Raw genomic sequence first — 18897 nt, forward strand, 5'->3', positions numbered from 1 at the left:
CCGAACTATTCGGCTGCCGGCGTCCGGACCTTCGCCGGCATCAGCTTCGCGCGCAGCGAGGCTTCGATGGCGTCGGCAATTTCCGGATGCTCCTTCAGGTAGGTGCGGGAGTTGTCCTTGCCCTGCCCGATCTTGTCGCCCTTGTACGCGTACCACGCACCGGACTTCTCGACGAAGCCATTCTCGACGCCGAGATCGATCAGTTCGCCGAGCTTGGAGATGCCTTCGTTGTAGAGAATCTCGAAGTGCGCTTCGCGGAACGGCGGCGCCATCTTGTTCTTGACGACCTTGACCCGCGTTTCGTTGCCGACCACTTCTTCGCCCTTCTTGATCGCGCCGGTGCGGCGGATGTCGAGGCGCACCGAGGCGTAAAACTTCAACGCATTGCCGCCGGTAGTGGTTTCCGGCGAGCCGTACATCACACCGATCTTCATGCGGATCTGGTTGATGAAGATCACCAGCGTGTTCGAGCGCTTGATGTTCGAGGTCAGCTTGCGCAGGGCCTGCGACATCAGACGGGCCTGCAGGCCGACATGGCTGTCGCCCATCTCGCCTTCGATTTCCGCCTTCGGCACGAGTGCCGCCACCGAGTCGACGACGATGCAGTCGACGCTGTTCGAGCGAACCAGCATGTCGGCAATTTCAAGCGCCTGCTCGCCGGTGTCGGGCTGCGAGATCAGCATGTCCGACACCTGTACGCCCAGACGCTCGGCGTACTGCGGGTCGAGCGCATTCTCGGCGTCGATGTAGGCCGCAGTGCCGCCATGCTTCTGGATTTCGGCCACGACCTGCAGGCAGAGCGTGGTCTTGCCCGACGATTCCGGACCGTAGATCTCGATCACGCGGCCTTTCGGCAGTCCGCCGATGCCGAGCGCCACATCCAGCGCCAGCGAGCCGGTCGAAACGACGTCGACATCCCGTGCCGGATCGTCCGCGCCCATGCGCATGACGGCACCCTTGCCGAACTGTTTCTCGATCTGGGCAAGCGCGGCTTCCAGTGCCTTCTTGCGATTGTCGTCCATGGTTGCTGCCGCTCCTGCGCTCGATCCCGAGCTCGCCTTTGCCATTACTTGCCTGCCCGGGCGAGATACTCGCCAGTTCGTGTATCGACCTTGACCAATTCATCCTGCTGTACGAACAGCGGGACACGCACCATTGCACCGGTTTCCAGCTTGGCCGGCTTGCCGCCACCACCCGAAGTGTCGCCACGCAGACCCGGATCGGTTTCGATGATCTTGAGGATCACCGTGTTCGGAGCAGCGACGCTCAGCGGCACGCCGTTCCACAACAGCACGGTGCAGGTTTCCTCGCCCTTCAGCCACTGCTTGGCGTCGGTCATCGCGGCATCGTTGGCCTGAATCTGCTCGAAGCTGACCGGATCCATGAAGGTCCAGAATTCGCCATCGTTGTACAGGTACTGCATTTCCGTCTGTTCGACATCCGCCAGTTCCCACGTGTCGCCGGACTTCAGCGTGCGCTCGAGCACTCGGCCAGTCTTCAGCGCGCGGATCTTGATGGTGTTGGTCGCCTGGCCCTTGCCTGGCTTGCGGTATTCGTTATCGAGAATCGCGTACGGTTCGCCGTCGATGAGGACTTTGACGCCCGATTTCATTTCGTTGGTGCTGACAGAAGCCATGGGATGTGTCGTCGTGATGGATGCTGGTCGGATGAGGCCGACCTTGCTGCGAGCACGGTTCGGCGGGGTGAAAAACGCGCTGCAGTTTAAAGGATCGGTGCCGAACCGGTCACGGCAATGCAACGACCATGATCCAGCCCGCCGGAACATCGCGTGCCGGGCTGCCAAACGACCTGAATCTTTTTGATCAAAAAAGGCTTGAGTCCGGATACCGATACCCCCTATACTTTCGCTCCGCTGCACGGGGCCATAGCTCAGCTGGGAGAGCGCTTGCATGGCATGCAAGAGGTCGCCGGTTCGATCCCGGCTGGCTCCACCACGATTCACGCTGCAAAGTTTCATGTTCGTTGCACGCCTCGCTGTCCCTATCGTCTAGAGGCCTAGGACACTACCCTTTCACGGTAAGAACCGGGGTTCGAATCCCCGTAGGGACGCCATCTTTTCAGCCGCAGCATGAGCTGAGTGGCACGCTTCAGTGGCATCGAGATTTGTCGAATTTTGCGGCAACTCCCTCATAGTCGAATCAAGCATTGTCTGGAACATCTCAAGGCCCGAACGGGCCTTTTGTCGTTGTTGCGTCCGAAACGTGCCAAGACGGGTCGGTCCCGAACTGCTTGCCGGCAAAGCCATCCCGCTCGGATGCGCTTCGGCCGCCCTCGTGCAGCCCGAAAGGCATGAGCCGTCTCTGCGGACACATGGCCAATGCCAGCTTTCGACCATCCGCCGATATCGTTCGTGCTTCAGGCTCGGTAATCTCTCGAGCAGCGACTCTGCTCGTTTGCCAGTGTCGCCCTGCCTAGAAAAACGAACGGAGGAGTGCCGCACGTGGAAACCCCACTGAGCCCGCTGGATTTCGCGCGTCGTGCGCGCAAGCTGCACCCGAACCGCGAGGCGGTTGTCGACGGTGATCGTCGCTACACCTACACGCAGTTCCTCGATCGCTGCGATCGCTGGTCGTCGGCCCTGCAACAGCTTGGCGTCAAGCAAGGCGACCGCGTCGCGACCATCGCGCCGAACACGCACAGCCACCTCGAAGCCTTTTATGCCGTGCCGCAGATCGGTGCCGTGCTGGTGCCGTGCAACTATCGGCTCACCGCCAGCGACTTCGTCTATCTGATCAACCACAGCGGCTCGACGGTTGTCTGCGCGCACCCGGACTACTTCGACGCGCTTGACAGCGTTCGCGAGCAATTGCCGAACGTCCGGCACTTCGTGGCACTCGAAGGCACCCGCACCGGCTGGCTGGATTACGAAGCGGCCATTGCTTCCGCGTCGCCGGAATTCGTGCGTCCGGAAATCGCCGAAACCGACCTGCTGACGATCAATTACACCAGCGGCACGACGTCGCGTCCGAAGGGCGTGATGATCACGCATCGCAATGCCTGGATGAACTCGGTCGGCGTGCTGACCCATCTGCACATGACGCCGGCCGATCGCTACCTGTGGACGCTGCCGATGTTCCATGCCAACGGCTGGACCTTCACCTGGACGGTGACCGGCGTCGGCGGCACTCACGTCTGCCTGCGCAAGGTCGAGGCGACCGCAATCTACGATCATGTCAACCGCGAAGGCGTGACGATGCTCTGTGCCGCGCCCACCGTACTGATCGGCATCGCCAATGGACCGGAAGCCCAGCGCAAGGCCGTGCGCGCGGGCGTTCGCGTGGTCACGGCCGGCGCACCGCCGGCACCGGCGACGATCGAACGCATCGAAGGCGATCTCGGCTGGACCATCACTCAAGCTTATGGTCTGACCGAGACCGCGCCATTCATCTCGATCTGCGAGCCGCTGCCGGCGCACGATGCGCTGTCGTCCGAATCGCGCGCGCAAATCAAGGCGCGACAAGGCGTGGAACTGATCACGTCCGGTGAACTGGCGGTGTTCGACGACCATGACCGGCCGGTTCCGCATGATGGCGCGACGATGGGCGAAATCGTAGCGCGCGGAAACACGGTGATGCGGGGCTACTACAACGATCCGGAGGCGAGCGCCAAGGCGCTGAAGGGCGGCTGGTTCCGCAGCGGCGATGCGGCCGTCGTGCACCCGGATGGCTATGTCGAGATTCGCGATCGAATCAAGGACGTGATCATTTCCGGCGGCGAGAACATTTCGTCGATCGAGGTCGAAGCGGCATTGCTGCGCCATCCAGCCGTGATCGAGGTGGCGGTGGTCGGCATGCCGCACGAGAAATGGGGCGAGTCCCCGGAAGCCTTTCTGGTGCTGCGCGACGGTCATGCGCTAGCCGATGGCGAGATGCGAACCTTTGCCCGCAGCCATCTGGCGCACTTCAAGGTGCCGACGGCATTTCATGTCGTCACCGAGTTGCCGAAGACCGCGACCGGCAAGATCCAGAAGTTCGTGCTGCGCGGCAAGCGCGCAGCGATCAGCACGCAGTAGGCCTTTCGACCGTGACCTGCGCCTGAGCCGATCATCCTGATCGGCTCAGGCGTACTGCGCGGCGGCATTCCATGCCACCGATCGGCCCGGAGGCGGATTCTGGTTCCCGGCCGATGCGCCGGCCAGCAACGGCTCGACGCGCTGACGGATCTGATCCGGCAGCGCTGCCCAGCAGGAGTTGAAATCGACGGGGGCGGCGTTGCGGCCACCCGCGATTCGCGGTGATGACGCCCCCGACAGCAGGGCGGAGCCCACTCCCGACGGTGCCATGGCCGTTCAGCCCGCCAGGCCTGACGGCAGCAGCGCGACGGCGGCGGCCAGCAGCGGTTCGCGAAACTGGACAAGCATGCCGAGCATGGTCAGCACGATGCCGCCCTTCACGATCAGCGTCATCGCCGAGTGGTCGGCCCGATCATGGTCTTGAGCCGAATCGAAGCCGCCATCGAAACGGTCGTCGACCCGGCCAGCCACGCGCAGCGAACGGCGAACTGACGCGCTCCCGACGTTGACGACACCGCGACGGACATCCTCGAAGTACAGCTGGCGATGCTGCGCCACGCTGCGATTGACCAGACGACGGCGGCGCGCTTCTTCGCGGTTCTGTTGCAGGTTCATCGACGTACTCCTATGACGCCCAGTGCCAGTCCTTCGATCACCAGTTCCTGCTCGCGCAGGTCGAGGACGATCGGCTGGTAGGCCGGGTCGCTGTTTTCGGGAATCAGGCTGACGACATGGCCGTCGCGCTTGAAGCGCTTGACCGTCGCTTCATCGCCGATGCGGGCGACGACGATCTGGCCGTTCATGGCGTTGCTGGCGCGCTTCACGGCCAGCAGGTCGCCGTCGAGAATGCCGGCGTCGCGCATCGACTGACCCTTGACGCGCAGCAGGAAGTCCGGAGCCGGCTCGAACAGGTTGGCGGCGAGGTCCCGGTGGTCGTCGAGGTTCTCGACCGCCAGGATCGGAAGACCGGCAGCGACGCGGCCGACGACCGGAATCTTCAGCATCTCGACCCTGCGCTCGCGGTGCTGGGCAGCGAGACGAATGCCGCGGGCCTGACCGGTGACTTCCAGATGACCCTTCTCGGCGAGCGTGCGCAGGTACTGTTCGGCCGAGTTCGCCGAGCGCAGGCCGAAGGCCGCCGCGATCTCCGCACGCGTTGGCGCACCGCCGTTTTCCGCGATGTGTTCGCGAATGAACGCTAGAACTTCGGCCTGCCGCGCGGTAAGGTTAGTCATTGCTGATGGGTTTGCCGTGATATGTATATTTATACAAGTCACCGGTTAGGCCTGTAAAGCGCCGTTTGTCGGCGCTTTACCAATCCGCTCCAGCGCCGTTTGTCGGCGCTTTACCAGTCTGCTCGAGCGCCGTTCGTCGGCGCTTTTTTGTGGGCGACGCCTTCTTGGGAACGCACTCAGTGGAAATTGCGCGACGACACCGGCAGCCCAGCGATCCAGTCGCTGGCATCCCGGAAGCGCTTGGCGACGATGTGCGTCACGCCATCGACTTTCTGCAGTTCGCCGACCACGATCAGCATCCGGCTGCCGAGCACCGTGGCGCGCTGGGCATCGAAGGCGCGCTTCCAGACGATCAGGTTGTGGCAGCCGGTCTCATCTTCCAGCGTCATGAACAGCACGCCTTTCGCGGTCTGCGGGCGTTGCCGGTTCAGCACCAGACCGGCAACGCGCACGCCCTGCCCGTGCGCCAGTGCGGCCATATCGGCCGACGTGCGCACCCCCAGCTGCGCCAGCTTCGGCCTTAACAGCGCCAGCGGATGACGCCGCAAGGTAAGCCCGGTGCTCTGGTAATCGGCCAGCACGTCTTCGGCTTCTTCAGGCGCACGCAGCGTCACATCGGGGTCGGTCGCCGCATGGCCGGCCAGCATCGGCGGCAAATCGTCGAGCCCCTGCACCTGCCAGTTGGCATCGTGGCGATGACCGGCGAGCCGGCGCAGCGCATCGGCCTTGGCCAGCAGGCGGCGTTCGCGGGTCTCGATGCCGGCCCGCGCGACCAGATCCTCGACATCGGCGAACGGCCGCTGCCGCCGCGCCGCGACGATCCGCCGGGCAATCTCTTCCGACAATCCGGACACCAGCCGCAGCCCGAGCCGGATCGCCGGCCGGCCGTTGCGATCACGGACCACGCTGCAATCCCAGTCGCTGTTGACGACATCGACCGGCCGCACCTCGACACCGGACCGCCGCGCTTCGCGGATCAGCTGCGCCGGCGCGTAGAAGCCCATCGGCTGGCTGTTGACCAGTGCTGCGAAGAACGCCGCCGGGTGATGGCACTTGATCCATGACGAGACATAGGCCAACAGCGCGAAACTGGCCGAATGCGACTCCGGAAAGCCGTAGCTGCCGAAGCCCTTGATCATCTCGAAGATCTGTTCGGCGAACGCGCGTTCGTAGCCCTTGACGGTCATGCCGTCGAGCAGGCGCTGCCGCATCGGCAGCAGCGAACCGTCCTTGCCCCAGGCCGCCATCGAGCGGCGAAGCTGGTCGGCCTCGCCCTGCGTGAAGCCGGCAGCGACATTGGCGATCTCGATCACCTGCTCCTGGAACAGCGGCACACCGAGCGTTCGGCCCAGCACCTGCTCCAGCGCTTCGCTCGGGTAGATCACCGGTTCCAGCCCGCTGCGGCGCTTCAGGTACGGGTGAACCATGCCGCCCTGGATCGGCCCCGGCCGGACGATCGCGATCTGGATCACCAGATCGTAGAAGTTGGCGGGTTTCAGCCGCGGCAACATGCTCATCTGTGCGCGCGATTCGATCTGGAACACGCCGACCGTCTCGCCGCGCTGGATCATCGCGAAGGTCTCGGGGTCGTCGCGCGGGATGCTGGCAATGGTCGGCGCACTGCCGGTCTGGCGCTCGATGAACGCGAACATCCGGCGGATCGCGCTCAGCATGCCGAGCGCCAGGCAATCGACCTTCAAGAGACCCAGCGCTTCAAGATCGTCCTTCTCCCACTGGATGATCGTGCGGTCCGGCATCGCCGCGTTCTCGACCGGCACCAGCTCGTGCAGCGGATGCTCGGAAATGACGAAGCCGCCGACATGCTGCGACAGATGGCGCGGCGTACCGATCAGCGCCTTGACCAGCATCAGCCAGCGCGCGACGACCGGTGCGTCCGGATCGAAACCCTGCTCGCGCAGGCGGGTCGGCAGGCTGTCCGGCTCGTCCCACCAGGCCAGCGAATTGGCGAGGCGGTCGATCTCGTCGGGGCCGATGCCCAAGGCCTTGCCGACATCCCGGATCGCCGATTTCCGGCGATAGCGGATCACCGTTGCCGCCAGCGCGGCGCGCTCGCGGCCGTACTTGGCGTAGATGTACTGCATCACCTCCTCGCGGCGCTGATGCTCGAAATCGACGTCGATGTCCGGCGGCTCGTTGCGCTCGCGCGACAGGAAACGGCCGAACAGCAGCCGCTGCTCGGCCGGGTTCACCGAGGTGATGCCCAACGCATAGCAGACCGCCGAATTGGCCGCCGAACCGCGCCCCTGGCACAGGATTTCCGGAGTGCGCGCCCGCGCCCAGCGGACGATGTCGTGAACCGTCAGGAAAAACGCTTCGTACTTCAGCTCGGTGATCAGTTCGAGTTCCATCTCGATGGTCTTGCGCACTGCGGCCGATTCGCCTTCTGGCCAGCGCTCGCGCACACCCTGCTCGGTCAGCACCCGCAGCCAGCTCGCACGGGTTTCGCCGGCCGGCACCAGTTCGTGCGGATACTCGTAGTTCAGCCCGGCCATCGTGAACGTGCAGCGGGCGGCGATGGCGGCTGCTTCAGCCAGCAGCGCATCCGGATACAGGCTGCGCAGTTCGGCGATCGGCCGCAGATGGCGCTCGCCATTCGGGAACAGCCGCGCGCCGCAATCTTCCAGCGCCAGGCCGTGACGGATCGCGGTCACCGTGTCCTGCAGCGCGCGCGCTTCGCGGACATGCATGTGGACGTCGCCGGCGGCCGTGCAGCGCAGGTTGAGATGACGGCCCAAGCTCTGCAGGCGGTTCAATCGGGCACGATCGTCGCCGTTGCGATGCAGTTCGACGGCGATCCAGGCGCGATCGCCGAAGATGGTGGCAATGAAGCGGCCCTCGCCTTCGGCCTGCGCATCGTCATCCGGCGGCAGCCACAGCGCCAGGGTGCGGTCGAGCTGGATCAGATCGGCGCGAGTCAGGAAGTAGTCACCTTTCTCGGCGGCGCGGCGGCCGACGGTGATCAGCCGGCAGATCTGGCTGTAGGCCGCGTGATCCGGGGCCAGCAGCACGAAGCGCAGGCCATCGTCGAGCCGGAACTCGGCGCCGATGATCAGCTTGAAACCGCGCGCTTTCGCCGCGACATGGGCCTGCACCGCGCCAGCCATCGAGCATTCATCGGTGATCGCCAGTGCCGTGTAGCCCTGCGCCTGCGCGGCCTCGATCAATTGCGCCGGCGACGAGGCGCCGCGCAGGAAGCTGTAGTGCGACAGGCAATGCAGCTCGGCGTAATCGATGGCCGGCCCGATCGACAATTCGCGCTGCGCTGCCGCCGGCAGTGGCGCCACCAGCCGCGCCAGCTGCCGGCCGCGTTCGGCCGCAGGCGTCTCGTCGACCGGATTCCGTCCTTCGGGCATCGTGCTGCCGCGCGATCAGGCCCAGACGCCGTGCAGGAACCAGCCTTCGCTGCGGCGGTCGCGGTAGACCCACAGGCCGCTGCCGTGGACCTCGCTGCGGTAGTAGTCGCGCTGCACGTCGTCGCCGTCCCACCAGCCGCCTTCCAGACGCTCGAAGCCGGCGATCCGCGCCGGTGGTGCCGCCAGCGGCTTCGGCGGGTCGATCAGCCAGATCGGCCGTGGCGGCAGTTCGGCGAGACTCGGAAGCGCAGCCGGAGACGGCGGCGGTGCATCGCAGGCGCGCAGCCGCCAGCTGCGTTCGGGACGGTGATCGGCGATCAGGCCGAGCGCGGTCACCGCCTCGGCACCGAGCCGGGCGATCAGCTTTTCGACCAGCTGGCTCCAGGCTTCGTCATCGCCGGCATGGTTGTCGAACAGGTCGCCCTGACCGGTCGGCGGCTCGATGAAATGCTCGGCAGTCAGCTTCAGGCTGCGCACCGGGGCCGGCAGCGGCAGGCGGCCGAGCCGTTCGCGCAGCACCCGCAGCAGGCGTTCGGCATCGCGTGCGGGACTCGCCAGCCGCAGGTCGAGCACGGTGTCCGGCTGCGGTTTGCCGCCGCTGGCGCGGCCGTGGTTCAGGGTCAGCCGAAACGCCTGCAGGCCGGTGTCACGGGCTTTCAGGAAATGGCCGAGTTCGCGGGTCATGCGCTGCAACGGGAACAGCAGGCCTTCGCTGTGCTCGACTTCGCCGAGCAGATCGAAACGCCGCTGGTACTTCGGCGGCAGACGGTAGCGCGGCCGCACGTCCGGGCGACGGCCGAGCAGGCGATCCAGATACAGCGTGAACGCCGGGCCGTGGCGCTTGGCCAGCGGCGCAGCGGGCAGATTCAGCAGTTCGCCGACCGTGCTCAGGCCGACCGCCTTCAAGGCGTCCTGCACCTTCGGCTCCAGCGGCAGTGCCGGCAGCGGCAGCGGATCGAGCACGGCCGGCAGTTCGGTGAGGTCGCCGATCGGCCGCGACAGCCCGAGCCGCGCCAGCACCGCCGCGGCTTCCAGGGTCGGCGCCACGCCGCGCTGGCCACGGTGACCGCTGTCGGCAAAGCCGGCATCGAAATCCGCCAGCAAGGCGTCCAGCCCGCCGAACAGCTTCAGGCTGGCGCCGATGTCGACCCACAGCAGCGCGCACGGCAGACCGTAGTCCAGCTCGCTTTCGGTGATTTCCCAGACCAGTTCCGAGCCGTAGCGATAGGCCCAGGCCGCCAGTGCCGCCATCGCATCACGCTCGGCGCGCGGCCGGCGTTCGACGGCACGAATCTCCGGGTGCAAGGTCTGCACCGTGCCCCAGTCAGTGCCCGGCGCGATGCGATCGGCCGCACCCGCGATCACCCAGCGGCGCGCGCCACGACGGCCGGTGACCACGTGATCCGGTCCGCTTTCGCCGATCGCCTCGATCGCGAACTGCGGCAGATGCAGGCAGAGCCAGAGCATGGCGATCAGCCGGTGGCGGCGAGCGCTGGCAGCAGCAGGTCGACCGCCGCCGGCGTGCCGCCGCGGCACTTGAAGACATCGATCCTCAGTCCGCCGGGCCGGGCCGCGAGCTTCAGGCGCAATGCGGCCGGCGAGAATTCGGCCGCAGCCGCAGGTTCGCGGAACATCAGCGCCGTGGTCTTGCCGGCTTCGGCGGCGAGCTGGAAGCGCTTGAGTTCGACCTGCCCAAGCCGCCCCGGCCAGGCCAGCACCGCGCCGCAGGGGCCGGCGCGCAGGATCTGTTCGGTCGCCCACAGGCCGCCATCCTCGGATTGCGGCCGCACCAGCAGCAAACGGCTCAGCACCACGCCGGCCCGCGCCAGGGCTGGCGCGAACGGCAGATGCGGCGGATCGACCATCGCCACCCGGCCGCCGGCCTGCGTCAGCCGCGCCACCCACGGCAGCACCAATTGCATCTCGCCGATGCCCTGCCGCTCCGGAAACAGCTCGGTCAGCGCACCGACCGGCCAGCCACCGCCCGGCAGTCGCCGATCCAGCTCGGAGTAGCCGCTGGGCTCGGCAGTGACCCGGGCAAAATCGCCGCCGCGCCAGATGTCCGGCCGGGCCAGCACCTCGCTCAGGGACGGTGCCGGGGCGGTCACGGCGCTGCCCCAGACCCGTCAATCACTTCATGAAGTGACGGCAAGTCATTGATTGAATGGGATGAAACGGAATTGACGATGTTCATGGCCACCTCGCACGCCACAAGATATGTATATTTATACAGTCCCCTGTGGCGGTGTGCATCCCATGCCCGTGCTAGCGCTTGATCTCAATTCGTTTTTTGCTTCCGTCGAACAGCAGGACGCGCCGGAACTGCGCAACCGGCCGGTCGCGGTGGCGCCGGTGCAGTCCGAAACCACCTCGTGCATCGCCGCCAGTCAGGCTGCGAAACGCCATGGCGTGAAGACCGGCACGCGCATCGCCGAGGCCCGCGTGCTGTGTCCGGACATCGTCATCGTGCAGGCGCGACCGCCGCGCTACGTGCAGGTGCACGAGGCGATCAAGGCCGTGGTCGAACGGCTGGCACCGCTGCTGGGGCCGCCGCCGTCGATCGACGAGTTCATCTGCGAGCTGCCGGCCGGCTTCCAGACCTGGGACGGTGCGGTGCAGCTCGGCCGGCGGATCAAGCGGGCGATCGTCGAGGAAGTCGGCGAATGCCTGACCTGCTCGGTCGGCATTGCCGAGAACCCGTGGCTGGCCAAGACCGCCAGCGACATGCAGAAGCCCGATGGCCTGGTCGTGCTGCGTCCGGAAGACCTGCCGCAGGCGCTGTACCGGCTGGAACTGCGCGATCTCTGCGGCATCGGCGCGAACATGGAGCGGCGGCTGAACGAGGCCGGCATCCGGAGCGTCGAGCAGCTGTGCGCGGCCAGCAAGCTGCAGTTGCGCGAGATCTGGGGTGGCGTCGGTGGCGAGGATTTCTGGCGGCGGCTGCGCGGCGAAGCCTGGTACCAGGCTTCGACCGAGCGCCGCAGCATCGGCCATTCGCACGTGCTGCCGCCGGAGATGCGCAACGAGCGCGACGGTCACGCCGTGATCCACCGGATGCTGCAGAAGGCGGCGATGCGCCTGCGCCGGCTGGGCCTGAGCACGGGCGCGATGCAGATCAGCCTGCGCACCATCGACCGCCGCCACTGGCAGGCCGACGGCCGCTTCGGCGCCACCAGCGACAGTCTGGCGCTCGGCCATCACCTCGACGCGCTGTGGGCGCGGCGGCCGCGCGGGCCGGGTCAGCCGAAGCTGCTGAAGGTCGGCGTGGTGCTGGGCGAACTGAGCGAACAGGGCCACGAAACGCTGCCGCTGTTCGCCGAGGATCGTCCGAAGCCCGCGCTGAACGGGATGGTCGACAGGATCAACCAGAAGTTCGGCAAGAACACGCTGTATTTCGGTGCCGCCCACCGCGCCAAGGACCGCGCGCCGATGCGCATCGCGTTCAGCCGCATTCCGGATGCCGAAGTCGAATAGCGCCCGGTCTCAGCGGCGCGGCCGGTCAAAGCGCCATTTCATCAGCAACACCGAGCCGGCCAGCAACAGGGTCGTGACGTTGGCGAGGATGATCGGCCACGCATTCAGCACCCAGCCGTACAACGCCCACAGCGCCACGCCGATCACGAAGAAACCGTACATGACCCCGGAAATGTCGCGCGCCGAGCGCGTGCGCCAGACCTGCCAGACCTGCGGCACGAACGACAGCGTGGTGCAGCCGGCGGCAAGGTAGCCGAGCAGGTCGAGTTGCGGCGGCGTGAGGGCGAATGGAGCGGTCATCGAAGGCAGCACGGCGGACGCGGAGCGGGTCCGGCAACCTTACCGAATCCGGCGCTCCGGCTGCGGAGCATCCGCGCTGCCGTCGCGGGCTCCGCGCGAACCGAAGCGCCCGCGCCAGACGGACCGATCTCGACGCCTTCGTCGGCACGGCCCTTGCTCACGCGGTTGCCGATCCTGTTCTCGAAAAACTGCTCGACGAGGACACTGCCGCCGTGCCACGGTCAGCGGCATCGGTTCAGAACCACAGGCCCTGTCACGACGATGAAAGTGCTGATCCTCGGAGCCGGCGCCACCGGCGGTTACTTCGGCGGGCGAATGCTGGATGCCGGCCGCGATGTCAGTTTTCTGGTGCGCGAGCATCGTGCCGCGCAACTGCGCGGCAACGGGCTGGTGATCCGCAGCCCGCACGGCGATCTGCGCCTGAAGCCGCGCGTGCTGATCAGCGGCCATGTCCATGAAACCTTCGATCTGGTGATCCTCGCCTGCAAGGCCTACGACCTTGATTCGGCGATCGAGGCGATCGCCCCGGCCGTGGGGCCGGAAACCGCCGTGCTGCCGCTGCTGAACGGCTTGCGCCATTTCGAGGTGCTCGACAACCGCTTCGGTCCCGAACAGGTGCTGCGCGGGCTGTGCTCGATCGCCGTGCGCCTGGGCGGCGATGGCGCGATCGAACACATGTCGGAGATGCACGCGCTGCGTTTCGGAGAGCCGGACGATCAGCACACGCCGCGGGTGGAACTGATCGACCGGCTGCTGAACGGCTGCCGCTTCGACGGCCGCTCCAGCGCCAGCATCCGCCAGGCGCTGTGGGAAAAATGGGTGATGCTGGCCAGCCTTGCCGGCATGACTTGCCTGATGCGCACCGATGTCGGCCACATCGTCGCCACCGATCAGGGCCGGGAACTGATGCTGGCGCTGATCGACGAATGCCAGACCATTGCCGAATCGCATGGTCGCGCGCCCCGCCCGGCCGTGCTCGACGGCATCCGCACGCTGCTGACCGAGCCGGGCTCGCCAGCCAAGGCCTCGATGCTGCGCGATCTCGAAAGCGGTGGGCAGGTCGAAGCCGATCACATCCTCGGCGACCTGATCGACCGCGGTGACGCGCATGGACTGGCATCGCCGCTGCTGAAGGCCGCGTACGCCAGCCTGAAGATCTACGAGTCCGGTCTCAAGAAATCGCGCAAGCGCTGACCGGCAGCCGGACGCCGCCCGGAAACTGGATGCTCTCCGGGCGGCGCGGGCTGCATCGTGACGCTTACGGCGTCAGCTCGTCGGCAATGGCATCGACCAGCTTCGACAGCGCGCTCACGTCGCGGTCGCAATTGGCGACCACGGCGACATGCAGGCCATCGAGGCTGTTGCCAGCGCCGTCGGTGCTGCCGGGGCCGAAGATCGTCATGTGCGCCATGCCGCCGCCGAGCAAACCATTGTGGCTCAGCTTCTTGTCGCTGCCGCCCCAGCCCATCTCGTTCATCTGGCTTGGCGTGTACGCGTCGCGGAGCGCGGAGGTCAGGCGCGTCAACCCGAGTGCCGAAGCGCGGAAGCCGCCGGCCGCCAGGCCGGTGCCGGCGTTGGCCGGCGGCACGATCTTGATTCCGCCCTTGCCATCGCCGGTGTAGTCCACCGAGTCACGGCCGGCCGGCTGGGCCGAATTGGGCACGATTTCCTCGGCCAGCCCCAGCGGCCCGAGGAACTCCTCGCGGACGTAGTCGCGGAATGCCTTCTTCGACAGTTTCTCGATCATCAGCGTCCAGACCCCGAAGCCGTGATTGGAGTACGACGACACGCTGCCCGGCGCACCCAGCAGCTTGCGGGTGCGCAGGAAATGCCGATGGATTTCGCGGTATTTGACGGTCGTGGCGTTGCCGCCAAACATCGCCGCCGCCCCTTCGGCATCGCCGCTGCGGGTGAAGCCGGCGCGGTGGTCGTACAGGTGCCGTGCCGTGATGTCGTTGAACCAGGTGCCCAGATCGTGGCTGGCTCCCGGTGACGGGGCGATGTATTCGTAGTCGTACAGCGGGATGCGCGACGCGAGATGGGTCGAGCTGCCGCAGCTGGCCTTGGCGTTGCTGTACCAGCCGTAGACGTTGTCGTCCTGCGAGATGGCCATGCCGCGCACGTGGTACGAGGCAATGCCCGGCGGCAGCTGGTACGGCTTCGGCGCTTCGTGCGCATCGAGATCGGTCGCCGTGCCGACGCTGACCGTGCCGTTGTCGAACCAGGTGTAGACGCGGCCGCTCGACTTGGCGATGGCCATGCCGACGATGTTGAACACGGTCAGGCCGCTGCCGGCCGGCAGGCTCACCGTATCCTCGAAACCTTTGCTCTCCGAGCCCAGATCGCTGACCTTGCCGATCGACAGCCGCAGCTTCGGGCTGTCGGTCGAATCGACCCGGGCATTGTCCCACCAGGAGTAGACATTGCCGGATGCGTTGATCGACACCGCCACCAGGTCTTCGATCGCAAAGCCGGGCGGCAGCTTGAACGGCTGTGCCGGCTCGTGGCGATTGAGATCGGTGCTGGCGCCGATCGTGTACGTTCCGTTGCGATACCAGGTGTAGACCCGGTCTTCGGCGCCGATGTCCATGTCGATGGCCGGCTGCCAGCGCCGCGCATGGATCGCGATGTCGTCGGCGAAATCGCCCGCCAGCACGCCGCCGGCGCCGTAGATCTTGGCGTCGATGCTCAAGCGGGCCTTGGCCAGCGCCTGATAGCCGCTGGGGCCGGTGACCGTTGCCTTGCTGACGCTGCCGATGCGGGCGCGCGTGTCGGTGGTCATCGCCTTGCCGGAGGCGACATCGGCGTGGCCGTACGCCTTGCTGAACACGGTCTTGCCGTTGCGCTTGGCCGCCACGGTCATGCCGGGAATGCCCTGGGACTTCATTTCGGCTTCGACTCGCGCGCGGATGCGCTTCTCGCTCGCGCTTTCACTGATGGACAACGGATCGGCCGGCGGGCCGCTCTGCAGCGTGGTGCTGGACATGGGATGGCTCCTGAGGTGCCTCGAATCGCCGGTGGTCGTCGCGCAGGGGCTGCGCGGATCGATTCCGGCCCGGTGGTGGGTGCGGGAACCGGCTACGGACCCGCTGAGCACCACGCTACGGAGCGGCGGTATCCGGTCTGTTTCCGAACCCTGACATCCGGTGTCAGGCGCATGTCGGCGCGACGGCGCTGTGCTTCAGCGCACAGTGCGGGGGCGCGGCACCGCTCGCGATGACGACCGTGATGACACGAGTGACCTCGGCCGGCGACTCAAACCATCGGCCGCCGGCGCGAGTCCAACACTAACGGACCGCGCGTCCGACTGGCGGCACGGCGATCGGGGGATCGGACACATGCGAATCACGCAATACGCGGCAGCGAATCCGGCGGCCATCGCCGCGGCAGGCCTGCTGGTGCTGCTGTTCGGCCTGCTGGCGCTGATCCGGCTGCCGGCGCAGCTGCTGCCGGATACGGCCGAGCCGCAGATCTTCATCAACGTCGGCTGGCGCGAAGCGGCTCCGAGCGAAGTCGAGGAAGCGCTGATCGAGCCGGTCGAGGACGCTATGCGCGGCCTGCCCGGCGTCACCCGGATGCGTTCGCAGATCTTCCGCGGTGGCGGCAGCGTCAGCCTGAACTTCGCCATCGGCACCGACATGACCCGCGTCATGCTCGACGTGATCTCGCGCATCAACCGCCTGCCGCCGCTGCCGCCGGATGCCGACGAGCCGCAGGTCTTCGACGGCGGTGGCGGCTTGCGCGAGAACGCCGCATCGATCCTCGTGCGCCCGCTGCCCGGCAACGACACCAAGGACCTCGCCGCGACCTACCAGAAGCTGATGGAGGAAGTGGTCGAACCGCGTCTGGCGCGCGTCGACGGCGTGTCGCAGGTGCAGCTCGAGGGCGGCCGGCCGAGCGAGGTGCAGATCCGCTTCGATCCACATCGCCTCGCCGCCCAGAACCTGACGCCGCAGCAGCTGGCGCAGGCGGTGATCGCGGCACGTGACGCGTCCGCGGGCTTCGTCAACATCGGCCGGCGCCAGTTCACCGTGCGCTTCACCGGCCGCGAGCCAGTGGCCGAGCTCGGCAGCCTGATCGTCGGCTGGAGCGGCGACCGCCCGCTGTACCTGCGCGAGGTCGCCGACATCGCCATCGGCCTGCAGGACCAGCAGGCGTTCAGCTACCGCAACGGTGTGCCCGGCTACTACATGACCGTGCAGCGCACGTCGCAAGCCAACATCGTCGCCGTGCTCGAAGGCGTGAAGCTGGCGCTGGCCGAACTCAACGCCGGCCCGCTGGCACAGGAAAAGCTGATCGCCGACCTGTCGTGGGACGCCAGCCTGTACGTGCGCCGCGCGATCGGCTTCGTGCAGGAGTCGCTGATCGTCGGCGTGCTGCTGGTGGTCGGCGGCCTCTGGTACTTCCTCCGGGGTCCGCGCGCGCTGCTGGTGATTGCCGCGAGCATTCCGCTGTCGCTGGCCTTCGCCGTGCTGACGCTGCAGCTGCTCGGGCGCAGCCTGAACGTGATCTCGCTGGCCGGGCTGGCGTTTTCCACCGGCATCGTCATCGACGCTGCCCTGATCGTCCAGGGCAACGTGCTGCGCTATCTGCAACTGGGCCGCACGGCGCGGGAAGCGACGCTCGAAGGGACAGCGGAAGTGGTGCCGGCGCTGCTGGCCTCGATGATGACCAGCGTGGCGATCTTCCTGCCGGTGCTGTTCATCGAAGGCCTCGAAGGCCAGCTGTTCCGCGACCTGGCGATCACCATGAGCGTCAGCCACGCCGCTTCGCTGCTGGTGGCGATGACGCTGATTCCGGCCGCGAACCGCTGGGCGCTGGCCCGGAAGATCGACGAGGACCAGCATCCGCACTGGTGGCGCAGCATGGCGCGCCTCGCGATGAGGGCGACCGACCGGCCGCTGGCGCGCGCCGCCTGGATTGCCGTGCTGGTGCCGGGCAGCCTGCTGTTCGTCTGGCTGGCCGCGCCGAAGCCGGACTATCTGCCGGTGGCGCAGACCGACAACGTCTGGGGCAGTTTCCGGACGCCGCCCGGCGGCAACATCGCGACCTTCGAGAAGGAGATCGCGCCGCTGGTGATCGAGCGCCTGCGGCCGCATCTCGAAGGCACGGCATCCCCGGCCATCCGGTACTACAACTTTTCCGCCGGCGGCAACTGGGGCGGCGGCGTGGTGGTGGCGTACGCGAAGAATCCGCGCGAAACCCAGGCCGTGGTCGATCTGCTGCGGACGAAGGTGCTGGCCGGCCTGCCGGACGTGCGCGCATTCGCCTATCAGGGCTCGCTGTTCAGCCTCGACGGCAACAACGCCCGCAATATCGAACTGCTCCTGCAGGGGCCTGATCTCGAAGCGCTGATGGCCGCCGCCGCAGTGGCCGAAAAGGCGATTCCGCAGGCGATTCCCGGCACCTTTCCGCAGACCCAGCCAGCGCTGGAGCTGAACCAGCCGGAACTGCAGCTCAAGCCGGACGAATGGCGCATTGCCCGCGCCGGGCTCGATCGCAACGGAGTCGGCAGCGCGCTGCGCGCGTTCACCGGCGGGCTGTGGGCCGGCGAGTACTTCGACGGCAACGAGCGGCTCGACATCATCATCAAGAGCCACGACTGGCACACCCCGGAAGCGCTGGCCGAGCTGCCGATCGCCACGCCGAACGCCGGCGTGCAGACGGTGGGCGAACTGGCGACGATCTCGCAGACGGTCGGACCATCGCAGCTGATCCGGGTCAACGGCCGCAAGACCGTGTCGGTGAACTTCGAGCCGCCGGACACCATGAGCATCGACGAGGCGCTGGATCGGCTCAAGGACCAGGTCGAGCCGTCGGTGCGCGCGGCCATGGCGCCGAACGTCCAGCTGTCCTATGCCGGTACCGCCAACGACCTGCAGCAGGCGCTCGGCACCATGGCCAGCAATTTCGCACTGGCGTTGCTGATCCTGCTGGCGCTCATGGCCGCGCTGTTCCGTTCGCTGTGGGATGCCACCCTGGTGATGCTGGTGATCCCGGTATCGATGGCCGGCGGCATCGCCACCCTGCGGCTGCTGGGCCTGTTCGGGTTCCAGGCGCTGGACCTGCTGACGATGATCGGCTTCATCATCCTGCTGGGTCTCGTCGTCAACGCCGCGATCCTGCTGGTCGATCAGGCGCGCGCCCGCCTGCGCGAGGGTGCCGCGCCCCGCGATTCCGTGCTCGACGCCCTGACCACGCGCGCCCGGCCGATCGTGCTGTCGACGCTGACCGCCGTGCTCGGCATGCTGCCGCTGATCTTCCTGCCCGGCGTCGGCGCCGAGATCTATCGCGGGCTGGCCGCGGTGGTCGCCGGCGGCATGACCGTCGGCACCCTGTTCACCTGGTTCCTGATGCCGGCGCTGCTGCGGCTCGGCGAAGCTCGGCTGCTGGCTCGCGCGCCGTCGCCCTCGTCGGCCTCGACAGCCGTTTCCCCCATCCAATCATGAGTGTGCCGATGAAAGTTCAGGTGCTCTTCGCA

At 66.9% G+C, this 18897-nt stretch carries 13 protein-coding genes and 2 tRNA genes; 6 read left to right on the top strand and 9 right to left on the bottom strand.

Annotated features, from left to right (window positions below; translation table 11 throughout):
* Positions 1–5: 5 nt before the first annotated feature.
* The gene (gene recA / locus QZ951_RS11150; protein WP_293000667.1) at positions 6–1022 is read right to left on the bottom strand and encodes a recombinase RecA; all 1017 of its coding nucleotides are present in this window, start codon (positions 1020–1022) and stop codon (positions 6–8) included.
* Positions 1023–1066: 44 nt separating this feature from the next.
* Complete coding sequence (gene efp, locus QZ951_RS11155) at positions 1067–1636, bottom strand: elongation factor P (protein ID WP_366943879.1); 570 nt, start codon at positions 1634–1636, stop codon at positions 1067–1069.
* 243 nt (positions 1637–1879) lie between these two features.
* Here efp and QZ951_RS11160 point away from each other — a divergent pair.
* The 3 genes from QZ951_RS11160 (at position 1880) to QZ951_RS11170 (ending at position 4033) form a co-directional block, all read left to right on the top strand.
* Positions 1880–1955 (top strand) — tRNA-Ala (locus QZ951_RS11160).
* Positions 1956–1997: 42 nt separating this feature from the next.
* Positions 1998–2073 (top strand) — tRNA-Glu (locus tag QZ951_RS11165).
* A 388-nt stretch (positions 2074–2461) separates the two neighbouring features.
* Positions 2462–4033, top strand: coding sequence for a long-chain-fatty-acid--CoA ligase (locus QZ951_RS11170; RefSeq protein WP_293000669.1), 1572 nt, complete (start codon positions 2462–2464; stop codon positions 4031–4033).
* Between the two features lie 276 nt (positions 4034–4309).
* Here the strand turns inward: QZ951_RS11170 and QZ951_RS11175 are convergent, their stop codons facing one another.
* The 5 genes from QZ951_RS11175 to imuA form a co-directional block, all read right to left on the bottom strand.
* Positions 4310–4648, bottom strand: a complete 339-nt coding sequence (locus QZ951_RS11175; protein WP_293000670.1) for a hypothetical protein — start codon at positions 4646–4648, stop codon at positions 4310–4312.
* A complete protein-coding gene (gene lexA, locus QZ951_RS11180) occupies positions 4645–5268 on the bottom strand; it encodes a transcriptional repressor LexA (RefSeq protein WP_293000672.1) in 624 nt (207 codons plus the stop codon). The genes QZ951_RS11175 and lexA overlap by 4 nt, the downstream gene beginning before the upstream one ends.
* A gap of 176 nt (positions 5269–5444) precedes the next feature.
* Positions 5445–8642: an error-prone DNA polymerase gene (locus tag QZ951_RS11185; RefSeq protein WP_293000673.1), complete on the bottom strand. Its 3198-nt coding sequence runs from the start codon at positions 8640–8642 to the stop codon at positions 5445–5447.
* Positions 8643–8657: 15 nt separating this feature from the next.
* Positions 8658–10109, bottom strand: a complete 1452-nt coding sequence (locus QZ951_RS11190) for a DNA polymerase Y family protein (protein ID WP_293000674.1) — start codon at positions 10107–10109, stop codon at positions 8658–8660.
* A gap of 5 nt (positions 10110–10114) precedes the next feature.
* Positions 10115–10750, bottom strand: a complete 636-nt coding sequence (gene imuA / locus QZ951_RS11195; RefSeq protein WP_293000675.1) for a translesion DNA synthesis-associated protein ImuA — start codon at positions 10748–10750, stop codon at positions 10115–10117.
* 148 nt (positions 10751–10898) lie between these two features.
* Between imuA and QZ951_RS11200 the strand changes: the two genes are divergently transcribed.
* Positions 10899–12116 carry a hypothetical protein gene (locus QZ951_RS11200; RefSeq protein WP_293000676.1) on the top strand — a complete coding sequence of 406 codons (1218 nt, stop codon included), beginning with the start codon at positions 10899–10901 and terminating at the stop codon, positions 12114–12116.
* Between the two features lie 9 nt (positions 12117–12125).
* Here the strand turns inward: QZ951_RS11200 and QZ951_RS11205 are convergent, their stop codons facing one another.
* A complete protein-coding gene (locus QZ951_RS11205) occupies positions 12126–12416 on the bottom strand; it encodes a SemiSWEET transporter (protein ID WP_293000677.1) in 291 nt (96 codons plus the stop codon).
* 261 nt (positions 12417–12677) lie between these two features.
* On the opposite strand from QZ951_RS11205, the gene panE reads away from it, so the two are divergent.
* Positions 12678–13610 (top strand): 2-dehydropantoate 2-reductase, encoded by a 933-nt coding sequence (panE, locus tag QZ951_RS11210; RefSeq protein ID WP_293000678.1) that lies wholly within the window; start codon positions 12678–12680, stop codon positions 13608–13610.
* Positions 13611–13674: 64 nt separating this feature from the next.
* On the opposite strand, the gene QZ951_RS11215 is transcribed toward panE, so the two are convergent.
* Complete coding sequence (locus QZ951_RS11215) at positions 13675–15402, bottom strand: serine hydrolase (RefSeq protein ID WP_293000679.1); 1728 nt, start codon at positions 15400–15402, stop codon at positions 13675–13677.
* A gap of 352 nt (positions 15403–15754) precedes the next feature.
* Here QZ951_RS11215 and QZ951_RS11220 point away from each other — a divergent pair, with 352 nt between their 5' ends.
* Positions 15755–18865 carry an efflux RND transporter permease subunit gene (locus tag QZ951_RS11220; RefSeq protein ID WP_293000680.1) on the top strand — a complete coding sequence of 1037 codons (3111 nt, stop codon included), beginning with the start codon at positions 15755–15757 and terminating at the stop codon, positions 18863–18865.
* The last annotated feature ends 32 nt before the right edge of the window (positions 18866–18897 follow it).

The sequence above is a fragment of the Nevskia sp. genome, from assembly GCF_021732705.1.
Lineage (GTDB): Bacteria > Pseudomonadota > Gammaproteobacteria > Nevskiales > Nevskiaceae > Nevskia.

What these genes read in the sequence shown, in the direction of transcription:
- recA (WP_293000667.1), bottom strand. Translation starts at nt 1,022, where the DNA reads ATGGACGACAATCGCAAGAAGGCACTGGAAGCCGCGCTTGCCCAGATC.
- efp (WP_366943879.1), bottom strand. Translation starts at nt 1,636, where the DNA reads ATGGCTTCTGTCAGCACCAACGAAATGAAATCGGGCGTCAAAGTCCTC.
- QZ951_RS11175 (WP_293000670.1), bottom strand. Translation starts at nt 4,648, where the DNA reads ATGAACCTGCAACAGAACCGCGAAGAAGCGCGCCGCCGTCGTCTGGTC.
- lexA (WP_293000672.1), bottom strand. Translation starts at nt 5,268, where the DNA reads ATGACTAACCTTACCGCGCGGCAGGCCGAAGTTCTAGCGTTCATTCGC.
- QZ951_RS11185 (WP_293000673.1), bottom strand. Translation starts at nt 8,642, where the DNA reads ATGCCCGAAGGACGGAATCCGGTCGACGAGACGCCTGCGGCCGAACGC.
- QZ951_RS11190 (WP_293000674.1), bottom strand. Translation starts at nt 10,109, where the DNA reads ATGCTCTGGCTCTGCCTGCATCTGCCGCAGTTCGCGATCGAGGCGATC.
- QZ951_RS11200 (WP_293000676.1), top strand. Translation starts at nt 10,899, where the DNA reads ATGCCCGTGCTAGCGCTTGATCTCAATTCGTTTTTTGCTTCCGTCGAA.
- QZ951_RS11205 (WP_293000677.1), bottom strand. Translation starts at nt 12,416, where the DNA reads ATGACCGCTCCATTCGCCCTCACGCCGCCGCAACTCGACCTGCTCGGC.
- panE (WP_293000678.1), top strand. Translation starts at nt 12,678, where the DNA reads ATGAAAGTGCTGATCCTCGGAGCCGGCGCCACCGGCGGTTACTTCGGC.
- QZ951_RS11215 (WP_293000679.1), bottom strand. Translation starts at nt 15,402, where the DNA reads ATGTCCAGCACCACGCTGCAGAGCGGCCCGCCGGCCGATCCGTTGTCC.
- QZ951_RS11220 (WP_293000680.1), top strand. Translation starts at nt 15,755, where the DNA reads ATGCGAATCACGCAATACGCGGCAGCGAATCCGGCGGCCATCGCCGCG.